The organism is Deinococcus marmoris DSM 12784 (genome assembly GCF_000701405.1).
In the GTDB taxonomy this organism is placed as follows: Bacteria; Deinococcota; Deinococci; order Deinococcales; family Deinococcaceae; genus Deinococcus; species Deinococcus marmoris.
The window spans coordinates 104,699-118,000 of record NZ_JNIV01000001.1 but is presented as its reverse complement, the minus strand read 5'-3'; the positions used below and the strand labels follow the sequence as shown (position 1 = coordinate 118,000).

Below are 13,302 nucleotides of genomic sequence, written 5' to 3'. Positions count from 1 at the left end.
CGCGAAAAGATCTGGAAGTAGAAAAATAGTTATCCATTGGTCTTGTCTCTTAGGGTAATTTTTAAGAATTTCTCCAAAGCTACAGTCCAATTGAACTGTTTTACAAATTCACTTCCAGTTCTGGCCAATTTAAGACGTAGATGATCGTCATCTAAAAGCTTGGAAATATTTGATGCCATACCTTGCCAGTCACCAGGCTGCGATAGAAGTGCATATTGACCACTTTTCGAGAAATCTTCATGACCTGGAATATCAGTGATAGCAAGAGCGCAGCCGCATAGCATAGCCTCTGAGGGGGCAAGGCCCCATCCCTCTGAGTAACTTCCCGAAACAAAAATTGCAGATTCGTTATAGAGCCGTCTCAAGACTTCCTGCGAGGGAAGGTAAAAGTATGTCATCCATTCTGGTATTCTTCCCTTTACTTCGTAGGCTCCGAAAGCACAAAATCTTGTATCTGGGTGACTTACTCTCACTATTTCACAAGATTTTATAACATCTTCGAAACCTTTCAAAGTTGATTCGTGAAACATTGTTAGTACAGTATACTTAAAGCGCATCTCTGGCGTAATGCTGATATAGAAGATATTTAAATCAATTGAATTCGGTAGATACTCACAATCTGCTCCAGAATCGGCAACAATACCTTTTAGCCATTTAGAAACGGCTACATTTTTTAGCCCTGATCTATAGGTTGCAAGTAATTCCTCTTCTGAAGCACTCCAGCTTTCATAACCTTGAATCAAATATAGGCCCTCAGCATCATGAAGTTCCGTGAGCGACTTAGTGATTGCCGCCGTGTCCCACGCTGTCGCAATGTAACAACTTGATGTAATGCCACTTTCAAGTAAAATTTTATCTTCATCCATCTCAACAAATTTAATCCCATCCGCCACCGGGAACCAGGGTAAAACTTCCTTTAATACAATTCGGTTATATGCAAGAAGAAGATTTATTTTAATTCTCCTGAATACTACTTTGCGCTTTGTTCTTACATGTATGATTGCGATCTTATAACCAAGGTCACTTAGCCTTTTAGAGTACTCATAGACAATTTTATAACCTCCAATAGGCCGTAAAGATATTTGCGGAAGTATGAAAATATAATCAAACATAATTTTTATCTCCTTTAAGTAATTTATAAACAATAAATATTAGAATAGCACTTTCTCCTGATATGAGGCCCAATACTGGTGCATAATAGCCAATTAACTTTGGAGCCAAAAAGTAAATTAACATGGCAAGACAGGTTCCAAATAAAACAGCATTACTATACTCTTTCTGTCTTCCAGAAGTTGTCATATAAATCACGCCTATAAAAGTATTTATGGCGGAAGCAAATATAAATATAGCAAGAAGACTCAAGGCATCCGAGAATTTCACATATACTTGACCGAATAGAAGTTTAACTATGAGTGGACTGGCAATTGCCAAAGCAATGCAAACTAGCAAAAAAAATGGCAGAAAGATTGCGGCATATTTCTTGATTACCTGCACGCCCTCAGCATGTGAACGAGACATTGCCAGTGCAGCTTGAGGATATACGGCCTGGTTGACAGCACCGTTGATGCTCGCCACCGCTTTAGCCAAGCGATCCATAACAGCATATCCCCCCACAACAGCCTGACTCTGATAGAGTCCAAGTGCTACAAGACCCATTTGGGTGAAGAAAATACTATAAAACGTAGGGGTAAAGAAGTGCCAGCCATTCTGGGCCTCTTCTTTTACAATTGAGAATTTTGGGATCTCGTAGCGCCACATCAATTTTTTTGAGAAATAGTATAAACAGTATATTGCTCCAACCAGTTGGGGTAATATGTTAATCCACAGTGCCGCACTCAAACTCCTTGGACCAGAAACTAATAAAAATAATAATATAACTGAACCAACACGGCTCGCAACAAGAATTAATGTAAATTGGGGCATACGTTCAATACCCTGAAAGAACCAAGGGAAGTTGAGTGAACCTAGCAGCGCCATTGTCAATACTGAAAGCAAGCTCAATAACTCTACTTGACCACTCGGCAGTGCAAAAATAAGGTAGAAGATACCGATACATGATGCTAGGCACGCAATCAGAAGCCGCAACGAGAGCGACGCATTAATCAGTTTTCCCAGATAGATATAATCGTCCCTATGAACAGAAACCCTCTGCGTGCCAGTGGTGATGTAACCGTAATCAGCGATAACTGTAACGATGATCGATATAGCTTGAACAAGTGAGAAAATACCAAGAACTTCGATGCCAAGGGTTCGGGCCAAATAGGGAAATGAGATCAGTGGAAGTATAAAACCCGAAGCTTGCAAACCGAGGAGGAGGAGAAAATTTTTAAGTATCTTGGGTTGCTGCATATTTCAATACGCGCCCTTACCCTTAACCACAACCCGCACCGTCTGAATCAGCACCACCAGATCAAGCCAGGGGGACCAGTTAGTCACGTAAAACTGGTCCATCGCCACGCGCTCATCGTAACTGGTGTCGCTGCGTCCATTGGCCTGCCAGTAGCCGGTCATGCCAGGACGAACCTGATGGTAGATGGCATAGGTGTCGCCGTACTTCTCGATCTCGGCCTGCACGATCGGGCGCGGCCCCACCAGACTCATCTCGCCGCGCAGCACGTTCAGCAACTGCGGCAGCTCGTCCAGACTGGTGCGGCGCAGGAATGCCCCCACCCGCGTGACCCGTGGGTCGTCCTTGAGCTTGTGGGTGGCCGCAAACTCGGCCTTCAGCGCCGGATCGGCGTCCAGCACCTCCTGCAATTTGGCTTCCGCGTCACGGTGCATACTGCGGAACTTCAGACAGCCGAAGGGCTGGCCGTCGCAGCCCAGGCGGCGGGCGCTGTACACGGCGGGGCCAGGACTGTCCAGCCGGATCGCCAGGGCGATCAGCAGCAAAATGGGCGAGATCAGCACGCTGCCCAAGCCAGCGCCCAGCAGATCGAAGCCGCGCTTGGTCAGGCGGGCGCGGGCGCTGCGCAGGTTGTTGCGAATTTCCAGGCTGACGATGGTACCGATGTTATGCGGTTGCAACGCTTGATTGGGCACGCCCAGCAGATCGGGGATCACCCAGGTCAATGGAAAGGCGCTGTAAATGCTGTTCACCAGCCAACGCTGGGTGTCGGCGCGCGCGCCGGGAATGGAGATCAGCGCCTGCTCCGTGCGCGGCTCGGTCAAGGCCTGTTCGATGGGACCCACCACCGGGATGCCCTGAATGGTCTGACCGTGTAGAGCCGGATTGTCGTCGTAGGCGTACAGCGGATTCAGGCCATAGGACGGGTTCTGAATCAGGTGGTCAATTGCCATCTCGGCAGTGATGCCCGCACCGATCACGCTGATGGGACGTCCGTACATCTTCCAGCGGATCAACAGGCTACGCAGGGCGTAACGCACCGGCAGCGACACCAGCATCAGTCCCAGCCACATCAGCAGCACACCCGGCGCGACGGCGGAAAAATATTGCAGGGTCAGCGCGGCGGCCAATTGCAGGCCCGCCGTTTGCAGGGTGCCCACCACATGCAGGCGCAGCTCGGTCTGCGGGGAGCGGCCATAACCGGGATACAACCCCTGGTACGCCCGCCAGACCAGCCAGATTCCCCCCCACACCACGATGTTCAGTGGGGCCATCGTCTGCCAGCCCGTGAGGTGCAGAATCAGCGGCGTCAGGCTGGCGACCAGCAGCAGGCTCACGATGTCGCCTATGACCAGTGTCAGGCCCTGCGGAACACTGGAAAAGACCTTGACGCGTTGGCGCTCCGCAGACCGGACAGCAGGGGGAGTGGGGGAAAGAATGCCCACAGACACTAGTCCTTTAACCTAGGAGCGTAGTCGTAACCATAGCTGCGGTTTTCCGAGGTGGCCACAACCTTGTTCAGCACGAAGCCCAGGATGTCCAGATTACCACCCTGGGCGCGGCGCAGGCTCTGCTTGACCGCCTGCAAACTGGTCTTGCCTTCCTCGACCACCAGCAGGACGTGATCGACCTGTCCGCCCAGCACCAGGGCGTCCGCTAGGGCCAGCAGCGGGGGGCTGTCGATCAGGATCAGATCGTAGCCCTTGCCCCACTCGGCCAACCGTGCGCCCAGGTCGGCGCGGTTGAGCTGGCCCAAACTGTCTTGCAGTCCCGGCCCGGCAGGGAGCAGATGCAGATTGGCTTCCGCTTCCATGACCTGAACGTTGCCAGGATCGAGCAGGGCCTCCTGTAAGGTCCGTGCGCCGCCCTCACCTACCAGTTGGGTCCACTGGTGATCATGCTGGTATTTGTCCCAGACAGCCTGCTGAGTCCCCCGGCGCATGTCCGCATCGATGATCAGAACGCGCTTACCACTGGTGGCTAGCCCATCAGCCAGGGTGGCGATCAGACTGCTCTTGCCCTCGCCGGGCACCGTCGAGGTGACCATGACACTCTGGCCGGACCTCTCCCCGATACGGGTCAGCAGGTTGACCCGCAAAAAGCCCACTGCCTCATACAATCCGGCCTCACGCGCCGCACGGACGATGCCGCTGAACACGATGTCGCGCCGGCGCAGTCGGGGAATGCTCCCCAGGGTAGGCAGGCCAAACATCAGCAGGTCATCCTCACTGCGGGCGGTGCGGTCCGTGACCGTGCGCAGGGCCGCGACTCCCGCTCCCAGCAACAGGGTCAACAGCCCGGCCAGTACCGCGTTGCGGGTAGGTTTGGGGGCCACCCTGTCAAGCGGAACCACCGCCGGGGCCACCAAGTCCAGAAATCCGGCGGCCCCCTGCGCCTGGATGCCCGCCTGAGCCAAACTGCGCTGGGCGCTTGCGCGGGCAGCTACCAGGGTCTGACGCTCCAGTTGCGGCAAGCCGTCCTGAGCCAGTTGCCGATCAATTTCGCCGAGCTGGGCACGCAGGCCCCGCTCGGCCCGCTCGACACTGGACAGGGCACGGCCACGGTCCCAGTCGAGCAGTGCCTGGGCACTCAGATCGGTCAGGATGGTAGCGGCCTGTGGGGTGGGGGCCTGGGCCGTAACCGTGTAGATGCCGTTGCCGCCCGGATCCAGCCGGGACTGCAATTCCACCGTCTTTAGATCGCGCTTCTGCAACTGTTCTTGCAGGTCAGCGGCCAGTTCTGCGCGAACTTCTGGAGCAACCGACGCTTCCACTCCAATGCGTCGGATAATCTCGCCCAGCACGATGGGCCCCTGCAAGGCCTCCTGTAAGGCCCCTTGCGGCAGCGGCGACGCAGTCACCAGCAAGTCGCCCAGCCCGCCAGTATTGGCGCTGCCCACCGTCACCAGACTCGACGAAGCCTCGTAGACGTCTGGCTGTGTCCGCGACCACAGGTACACGCCTGCCGTCACCAGCGCCGTGGCCCCCAGAATCCATGGCAGGCGCTTTCGGACGCCCTGCCACAGCGCCCCCAGTTCGATTTCGTTGTCCGGCTCTGGAGACGTTGCCGCTGGAGGGCGCGATCTGGGCGGCAGCTCAGATGGAAGGAGACTCACCTGGAGCGCTCCAGATTCGGCTGAATCTCAACCAAACAGATCAATTGCACTGCGCTGTGTAGATCGGTCCTGTAGGCATTGGTGCCGTGTGAATCCGTGCTGTATACATCGGCCACCCGGCGGAAAATGCACTGTCTCTGCCTTCCGGTAGGGTGTATAGCGCAGCCTGGTGGCGTCACAGGCAACGCCTGAAGCGGGCCGTGCCACGTCGCCTCAACCCTGATTCGGGGGGGACGGCGAGGCAGAATGTAACGAAGGAAAGCGGGACGGCGCTTTGAGCGCTCAAAATTATCATGACTGTTTTTGGCATAAGTCTTTGCATAAAGAAGCTCCACACGTCCGGGGCGGGCGTCAGCATATCTTACGACTTCAAATTGAAAGAGCTAGGTAAGGTTTTCCTCGTCGGGGTCAGAACGGATGGGCGGTCAGTTTCTACTCCAGAGTGGCCGGTCCCCCCAGATGGATTCCGATTGGCCGCAGAGAACGGGAAATCAAACCACGCAGACAAGCGCACAGCGCTCAACGGCGACGTCCCAGGAGGATGGATCTACGGGGATAAATACAGTTCCGCCCCGCCATGACCTTGCCAGACTGACAGGACGAACAAACCTGAGCCGCCCACCCTTCGCAGGACCGGGGGCGGAGAACCGTCCATTCTCCGCCCCAGTCCCATACCCCGCGCTATTGCAGGCTTTTCACGTAAGCGTGGATGGCCTCCACCTGCTCGTCGGTGGCCGTTTCGCCGCCAAAGCCCGACTCGGCGAAGCGCGGCATCACCGGGGCCAGGACGCGGCCCCCCGGAGCCTTGCCGTTCAGCACCGCCCCGTTAAAGTCGGCAGCACTCCACGCGGCGCTTTGCAGCAGGGCCGGGCCGATGCCGCCCACCGCCCCCGCACCGTGGCAGCCCACGCAACTGCTGGCGTACAGCGACTCGCCGTTGACCGGGGCGCTGGCCACCGCCGCCGTCATCTCGCCCGCGCCCGCGCCGCCGGACATGCCCATTCCGGCAAAATAGGAGGTGAAGGCGATCACCCCCGCCAGCACCACGAACACCACGGCGGCAGTGATCTCGCGGCCTGAAAATCCGCGCTCGTGTCCAGTTTCATCGCTCATCAGTACAGCCTCCAGCCGGGGACAAGTTCGGCGTTGGCAAACAGGCGGGCCAGCACCGGACCGTACATCAGCAGCACCAGCAGCAGCGCCACACCCCACAGCGCCAGCAACGGCTCGGTGTAGCGCACCAGGGCGCTCGCTCCGGCCAGCTTGGTTCCGGCGGGGCTGATCACCTCGCTGTAGGGAATCGGGGAGCTGACCTCGCCGTCGTCCACGCGCTTGGAGAGCAACATGCGGAACAGCACGTAGAAATACAGCACGGCGCTGACCAGCAGGATCACGCCGCTGATGGCGGTCAGCAGTTGCGGAATGGCTATGGGCATATCGCGGTAGACGCTCTGGGCCGTGGCGCTGACTAGGGCGCGGCGCGGCACGCCGTACAGGCCCTGCCAGTGCATCCCCAGCGCAAAGACCATCATACCCACGAACCACGTCCAGACCGCCGCCGAGGCGAGGCGGACACTGGGCATCCGCTTGCCGGTCAGGTGCGGAATGAGCCACAACGAGATGCCCATGAAGGTCAGCGTGGTGGCCGTGCCCACGGTGATGTGGAAGTGGCCGGGAATCCAGGCCGTGTTGTGGATGACGGGCGCAAATGTGGAACTGGCATTCACGATGCCCCCTGCCCCGCCCAGGATGAACGAGACCATCGCCAGCACCGGGGCGCTGAAGGTGGGCCTGCCCCACGGCAGCTTGAGCATCCAGCCGAACAGGCCACGCCCGCCCCGCGCCCGCGCCGCGTCTTCCAGCGAGGCGGCCACACTGAAGGCGGTGAGCAGGCTGGGAATGGCGATCAGGAAGGTCAGGAACATGTGCATGGTCTTCCAGGTGACCGAGATGTTGGGGTCCGCGTACTGGTGGTGCAGGCCCACCGGGGTGGAATTCAGCAGGAACATCACGAAGGTCAGCCGGACCAGCGGTTCAGAGACGATGCGGCCCCCGGCGTGGTTGGGCAGGAAGGCGTACCACGCGATGTAAGCGGGCAGCACCCAGAAATAAACGATGGCGTGCCCGGTCCACCAGAAGAGTGTTTTGGAGATCAGCGGGTCCACCCCGGCCACCCAGCCCAGCGACCAGGGAATCAGCAAAAAGACCACCTCGGTCACGATGCCCAGCGCGGCCACCGCCCACATCATCCAGGTGGCGACGGACATGAAGGCCACCAGCGGGGTCACGCTGCCCGGATTGGCACGTTTCCAGCGCATCCACATATTGACTACCTGCCCCACCACCAGCAGGCTCGATCCCACCATGACCGCTGCGCCGATATAGAACACCGGGCTGCCTTCCATCGGCGGGTAAAAGGTGTAGAGCAGTGTGGCGTCGTTGGTCAGCAGCGGCACGGCGGCGGTCAGCAGCCCGGCGGTCATCAGGACATACGTGAACCACGCGAACTTCATGTTGATTTTCATGCCCAGATCACGCGCGGGCAGGTACAGCAGGAAGCCGCTGATAAAGAACTGCGTGAACACCAGCGCGTTGAGAACGCCGTGCAGGCTCAGCCCCTGGTAATACGATTTGAGCAGTGCCTTGAGAATGGGGTTGTCGTAGACGTTGATGCCGCCGTAATTCAGCGCCTGGAGCGGCCCCATCAGCGTGCCGACCAGCAGCGCCAGGAACGCGGTGACGAGGTAATACTGCGTGACTTTCTTGAGGCTGGCCAGATACGCCGCGTCCGCGATCACGGGCGCTTGGCGGGCCGAGTGGGACGACGATGCGGGCTGTGGGGCCTGTGCTGACTTTGGCTGTGGTGCCGGGGAGAAGCCGGGTGAGGTGGTCACAGGTTGAGACTCCTTTGGAGGAAAGGTGGAGCTTGAAGCGGTTTGGCGGCTGGACCTTCGGACGGGTTGACGCCCTGCCTCATACGGACTCCGATTGAAAGGTGTTGAAAACACCTGAAAATCCGAACGGGCGTCCAAGCGTCCTCATGGGCGTCTGTCCGCGACGAGAGTGAGCAGGAGAAAAACGGGTTCCGGGCGTGGAGTGCAGGAACCCTGCGCTGTCCCGATTTCTGCGCGAAACAGACGGAATCCGTATCACGGCTCCTGAACCTCTACCTTCACGCTGTTGATCATGTTGTGGTGCCCGGTCCCGCAGTACTCGTTGCAGATCAGGTTGAGGGTGCCGGGGCGGCGGAAGGTGGTGGTAAAGCTGGTCACCTGCCCCGGAATGGCGGTGGCGTTGATGTTGGTGCCTTCAATGTAATAACCGTGCAGCACGTCCGCCGAGGTGACGTGAATGGTCACGGGCCTGCCGACGGGCACTTTCAGCACCGCAGGCTCAAACTGAAAGGCTTTCGCCACCACAAAGGCTTCATACGTGCCGTCGGCGTTCTGGCGCAGGCCGGGGGTGGCAAACGGCGTGGCCGCGAAGTTCTTGGGGTTCAGTCGCCCGTTCTTGACGCCCGTGATGTGATGGCCGCCCTCCCCGGTCAGGGACGGGTAGGTGCCGCTGAAGAAGCTGGCCAGCACGGTCACGAACAGAAAGAGCGCCATGACGGTGGCGATACCGAACCAGATGTTCTCGTACTTTTCCAGCGTGTGGTGGTCCAGACGCTGCCCGGCTGGACGCGGAGCCGACACCTATGCCCGCCCCTGCTGAATGCCCAGCACCAGCATCCACAGCCAGATGATCGACAGGACCACCACCGCCACCACGACCAGCGTGCCGATAGGGGCCGGGCCGCGCGTTTCCGGCTCCTGTGGGGGCAGGGCTTCTTCACGGACCTGGATCTTCACGACTTCGGGGCTTTCGCGGGTCATGGTCTGGCCTCCGTATTGCCCTGGCTGTCTGACGGGCGGGCATAGTCGCGCAGCACATCGCTGACGGTCAGCAGGCCCACCACGGTCCCCGCGTCGTCGATGACGGGCAGCGCCCCGACGCGGTGGTGCAGCAGGGTATGGGCGGCGTCGCGGGCGTCCGCGTCGGGCGTGGTGGTCAGCACGCTGCGGCGCATCACGTCCTGCACGCTCACGGCGGCCAGCCGGGTGGTGGCCTCCCACGGCGAGAGGCTGCTGACCTTGCTGGGCAGGGCCTCGCGCAGATCGCGGTCTGTGACAATGCCCACCAGCCGGGACCCGTCCACCACCGGAAGGCGGCGAATCCCGCGCGATTTCATCAGGTGCGCCGCGTCGGGCAAAGGCAGTGAAGGCGGCGCGACGACGACTGGGGCGCTCATTAACTCATGGACCAGCATGTTGTTCCTCCATGCCCGCAAGAGTGAGGGAGCAGCATTACGGAGGCATTACGGCGCGGCCAGCACGGCAAGCATGAGAATGCAGGCCACCTGAAAACTCGGGATTTCGTATGTCACGCGCCGCCCACCCGTGCTTTACTTCCCCCATGCAACTCGTGGATTCGCTGGAGCGCCCCGCCCTCTCGCTGACCTTCGCCGGGATGGGCGCGGACTGGCCCGAACGCCTGACCCGTGGCCTGGAAGCGGGCGAGGTCCGGCTAATCGCACGCGGTGAGGATGGGGATACGGCGCTGGCCCTGGCCCCCGCAGACGCGCAGGACGCCCGCGAACTGGGTGCGGCCCTGGCAAAGCTGGCGCGTGAATTGAAGGCGGAAACGGTGCAGGTGGCCGCGACGGACCACGCCAACGCGCTGGCCTCCGCGACGCTGGCCGCAGGCTGGCAGGACCGCCGATACAAGGGTGTGGACAGCCACAAGGAAGAAGTTCAGCTTCAGGTAGAGGGGCTGGACGCTGCTGCCCTGGCACGTATCCAGGGCATGGCGGCAGGCGTGACCTTCGCCCGCGAACTGGTCAGCGCACCCGCCAACCACCTGAACCCGGCGACGATGGCGCGCGAGGCACAGAAGCTTTCCGGGCACGGCGTCGAGGTAGAGGTCTGGGACGGCCCCAATATCGAGGCGCGCGGGATGGGCCTGCTGGCGGCGGTGGCGGCGGGCAGCGTAACCGGGCCACGGCTCATTCGCCTGACCCTGCCCGCGAAGGGGAAAGCCACCCGGATCATCGCGCTGGTGGGCAAGGGCATCACCTTCGATACCGGCGGGTACAGCCTCAAGTCGGGCGCGGGCATGTACGGCATGAAGAACGACATGGGCGGCGCAGGCGCAGTGCTGGGGGCCATGCGTGCCCTGGCCGAATTGCGCGGCAGCATCCCGGACGGCACCGAGGTCCGTGCCTACGTGGCCGCCGCCGAAAACATGGTTGGCCCCCACGCTATGCGCCCCGGCGACGTGTACCGCGCCGCCAACGGCAAGACGGTGGAAGTGACCAACACCGACGCCGAGGGCCGTCTGGTTCTGGCTGACGCCCTGGCCGTGGCCTGCGACGAGGGCGCAACCGAAATCGTAGATCTGGCGACGCTAACTGGCGTGAAGGTGGCCGCGCTGGGCAACGATATGGCCGCGCTGTTCAGCTCTGACCGTGCGTTGGCGGCCCGCTTACAGGCAGGTGCAGAGGCCGCCGGGGAACTGCTGTGGGAATTCCCGCTGCACCAGCCGTACCTGAAGTCGTACCGCAAGAACACCATCGCGGACCTGAAGAACAGCGACATGGTGCCTGCCGGGGGCAGCATCAAGGCCGCGCTGTTTTTGCAGCAGTTCGTGACCCGTCCGTGGGCGCATCTGGACATCGCCGGAAACGCCGCGAAGGAAGATGTGGCGACGGGGTGGGGCGTGGGGACGCTGGTGGAATACGTGCTGGCGGGCGAGAGTCAGGATTGACGGCCACGCCGCCGCTGACGCCAGAGCTGATTGAGCGGCTTGAAGCGGCCATTCGCCACAAGGGCTGGGACGCATTGCGCCGGGCCTCCGAGTTGGAGGGCAATCCGCACGGTGTCACCCTGTACGAGCGCGGTGGCTTGTGGGCCTCTATGGTGCGCACCTTGCCAGAACTGCCCTGGTACAACATGGTCTCCGAGCTGACCCAGCACCGACTGACCGAGTTGGACGAGGTGCTGTCCGTGTATCAGTCTGAACGGATTTCCCCTCGCCTCAGTGTCTGGGCAACGCACCTGACGCCGACTCTGGGAGCCGCGCTGTTTGACCGGGGATTTACACCCGTCGGGATGGGCGCGACGCTTTACGCGGCAGCAGAGGCTCCCCCGCCCCGCACGTTCGCTGGTGTGGAAGTGCGCGAACTGGAACCGGGCGAGGACACCGCGACGTTCAATGCTGTGCTGCTGGCAGGCTACGGCTTCACCGATCTGGTCCAGAGAGCGCTGGCGATTCTTGAAAACGAGGGGGCAGGGCTGCGCCGCTTTCTGGCCTGCGTAGACGGGCAAACCGCTGCTGCTGCCGCCCTGAGCGTTCAGAACGGCGTGGCTTACCTTGCTGGGGCCGCCACCCTGCCCGAATTCCGTGAGCGGGGTTTACAGGCCGCCCTGATCCACTGCCGCCTGAATGCCCTGACAGCGGAGTGCGAACTTGTCACGGTCACGACGGCTTTCGCTTCAGGCAGCCAGCGCAATCTGGAGCGGTACGGTTTCCGGGTGGCCCAGCTCAAGACCTTCTGGAGCGAGCGCAAGAGCCTGCTGTAATTCAGGCCGACACATCACATCGCTGAGTCCAGCTTGCCCCGCAGCAGCAGTTGCATGCGCTGGCCCAGACGTTTGTAGGCCGGGGGCGAGTGGCGTTTGCCGAAGTCGCGGGCGGCTTCCTCGCTGCCCACGTCATGGCCGTACTTCTGGGTCAGAAAGTAACGGTGGTCCATGGTCCACAGGTACAGGTCCGCCTCGGTGCGGCCCGGAAAGCGGAACATGACGTGGTGCAGGTCCAGATTGTCCACGATCCGCAGGTACAGGCGCTCGTACCAACTGACCACCGCCTCCTCCCAGGTCACGGGCGGCAGTCCGGCGCGCTCCGGCTTGCGGTCCAGAAAATACTGACGGGTGCGGATGTGTTCCAGCAGCTTGTCGTACCGGCCCGCCGTGGTGAACAGGATCTCGCGGTGGCCGGGCACCAGCACATCCAGATTGGTGGCCCGCAAAAACTGCGCGTACTCCCCCTTGATGATCAGGTCCACCAGGGTGTCGCTTTCCTCCGGCGGCACGGTCACGTTCAGCTCGATCACATGCGCGTCGATGTACGCCTGTCCCTGGCGGCGGGCCACCGAAACGCGGTGGTTGCCGTCCTTGACGAAGTACAGCTCGCCCACCTTGTACACCTGAATGGGCGGCAATTCCTTGCCCTGGAGCTGCGCGCTGCGGACGCCGATCCAGCGCTCGTCCAGATGCTTTTCCTTGGGCAGATAGTGGCGGTCAAATTCGCGGTAGCGGTCCACCGAGCCAATGATGTGGGCCACCTCGATGGCCTGCACCCCCAGGCTATGTTCGCCCAGCGGGGCCAGATGCTTGACCCACTCGAAGGGCAGCAGCTCGTTGGGCTGGCGACGCAGAATGGCGACCAGATCGCGGACATCGCTCATCAATCGGGCGCGTTCCACCTCACCGCGCGCCGTGCTGCGGGTCGTGGACGTGGCCTGCGGTGAACTGGATTCTGGGGGAAACATAGGGCTGGCACTCTCCTGGCGCAGTGAAGCGCAAGTGGCCGGGGCCTTGAACCGAAGGGGAATAGAGGAACCCCGAAACGTGCTCCCAGGATACCGCAGCCGGGGCCAGAGCGATATGGGCAGAATCGGAGACACCCACCAGGGGATGCTTCCGGGTACCGCCTCCAAACGGATTCCCCGGTGACGCGCTAGAATGGGCGCATGACCGTTCTCCTTCCGCCGCCCTAGCGAGAGTTGAGGACGCCCATT

12 protein-coding genes are annotated in these 13,302 nt (G+C 60.3%); 2 read left to right on the top strand and 10 right to left on the bottom strand.

Annotated elements, in window-relative coordinates:
* Positions 1–29: 29 nt before the first annotated feature.
* The 9 genes from Q319_RS26045 to Q319_RS24115 all read right to left on the bottom strand — a co-directional run bounded on the left by Q319_RS26045 (position 30) and on the right by Q319_RS24115 (position 9,771).
* A complete protein-coding gene (locus Q319_RS26045) occupies positions 30–1,112 on the bottom strand; it encodes a glycosyltransferase family 4 protein (RefSeq protein ID WP_081845818.1) in 1,083 nt (360 codons plus the stop codon).
* Positions 1,105–2,349, bottom strand: a complete 1,245-nt coding sequence (locus Q319_RS26040; RefSeq protein ID WP_081845817.1) for an oligosaccharide flippase family protein — start codon at positions 2,347–2,349, stop codon at positions 1,105–1,107. The genes Q319_RS26045 and Q319_RS26040 overlap by 8 nt, the downstream gene beginning before the upstream one ends.
* A 3-nt stretch (positions 2,350–2,352) precedes the next feature.
* The gene (gene wbaP / locus Q319_RS0100595) at positions 2,353–3,792 is read right to left on the bottom strand and encodes an undecaprenyl-phosphate galactose phosphotransferase WbaP (protein WP_029479771.1); all 1,440 of its coding nucleotides are present in this window, start codon (positions 3,790–3,792) and stop codon (positions 2,353–2,355) included.
* A 5-nt stretch (positions 3,793–3,797) separates the two neighbouring features.
* Positions 3,798–5,462, bottom strand: coding sequence for an AAA family ATPase (locus Q319_RS0100590; protein ID WP_029479770.1), 1,665 nt, complete (start codon positions 5,460–5,462; stop codon positions 3,798–3,800).
* A gap of 681 nt (positions 5,463–6,143) precedes the next feature.
* Entirely contained in the window at positions 6,144–6,575 is a 432-nt protein-coding gene (locus Q319_RS0100585; RefSeq protein ID WP_029479769.1) for a c-type cytochrome, read from the bottom strand.
* Positions 6,575–8,356, bottom strand: a complete 1,782-nt coding sequence (locus tag Q319_RS0100580) for a b(o/a)3-type cytochrome-c oxidase subunit 1 (RefSeq protein ID WP_081845816.1) — start codon at positions 8,354–8,356, stop codon at positions 6,575–6,577. Before Q319_RS0100580 ends, Q319_RS0100585 begins: the two co-directional genes overlap by 1 nt.
* Positions 8,357–8,611: 255 nt before the next feature.
* On the bottom strand, positions 8,612–9,157 hold the full coding sequence (locus Q319_RS0100575) for a cytochrome c oxidase subunit II (RefSeq protein WP_051654968.1): 546 nt from the start codon (positions 9,155–9,157) through the stop codon (positions 8,612–8,614).
* Complete coding sequence (locus tag Q319_RS25270) at positions 9,158–9,337, bottom strand: hypothetical protein (protein WP_051654967.1); 180 nt, start codon at positions 9,335–9,337, stop codon at positions 9,158–9,160. It abuts the gene before it with no gap.
* A complete protein-coding gene (locus tag Q319_RS24115; RefSeq protein ID WP_051654966.1) occupies positions 9,334–9,771 on the bottom strand; it encodes a CBS domain-containing protein in 438 nt (145 codons plus the stop codon). Before Q319_RS24115 ends, Q319_RS25270 begins: the two co-directional genes overlap by 4 nt.
* A gap of 146 nt (positions 9,772–9,917) precedes the next feature.
* Here Q319_RS24115 and Q319_RS0100565 point away from each other — a divergent pair, with 146 nt between their 5' ends.
* Both Q319_RS0100565 and Q319_RS0100560 read left to right on the top strand, forming a co-directional pair.
* Positions 9,918–11,267 (top strand): M17 family metallopeptidase, encoded by a 1,350-nt coding sequence (locus Q319_RS0100565; RefSeq protein WP_029479766.1) that lies wholly within the window; start codon positions 9,918–9,920, stop codon positions 11,265–11,267.
* Positions 11,264–12,082 (top strand): N-acetyltransferase, encoded by an 819-nt coding sequence (locus Q319_RS0100560; protein WP_029479765.1) that lies wholly within the window; start codon positions 11,264–11,266, stop codon positions 12,080–12,082. The genes Q319_RS0100565 and Q319_RS0100560 overlap by 4 nt, the downstream gene beginning before the upstream one ends.
* Before the next feature lie 14 nt (positions 12,083–12,096).
* Here Q319_RS0100560 and Q319_RS0100555 read toward each other — a convergent pair whose 3' ends face one another.
* Complete coding sequence (locus Q319_RS0100555; protein ID WP_051654965.1) at positions 12,097–13,053, bottom strand: transcriptional regulator; 957 nt, start codon at positions 13,051–13,053, stop codon at positions 12,097–12,099.
* Positions 13,054–13,302: the final 249 nt, after the last annotated feature.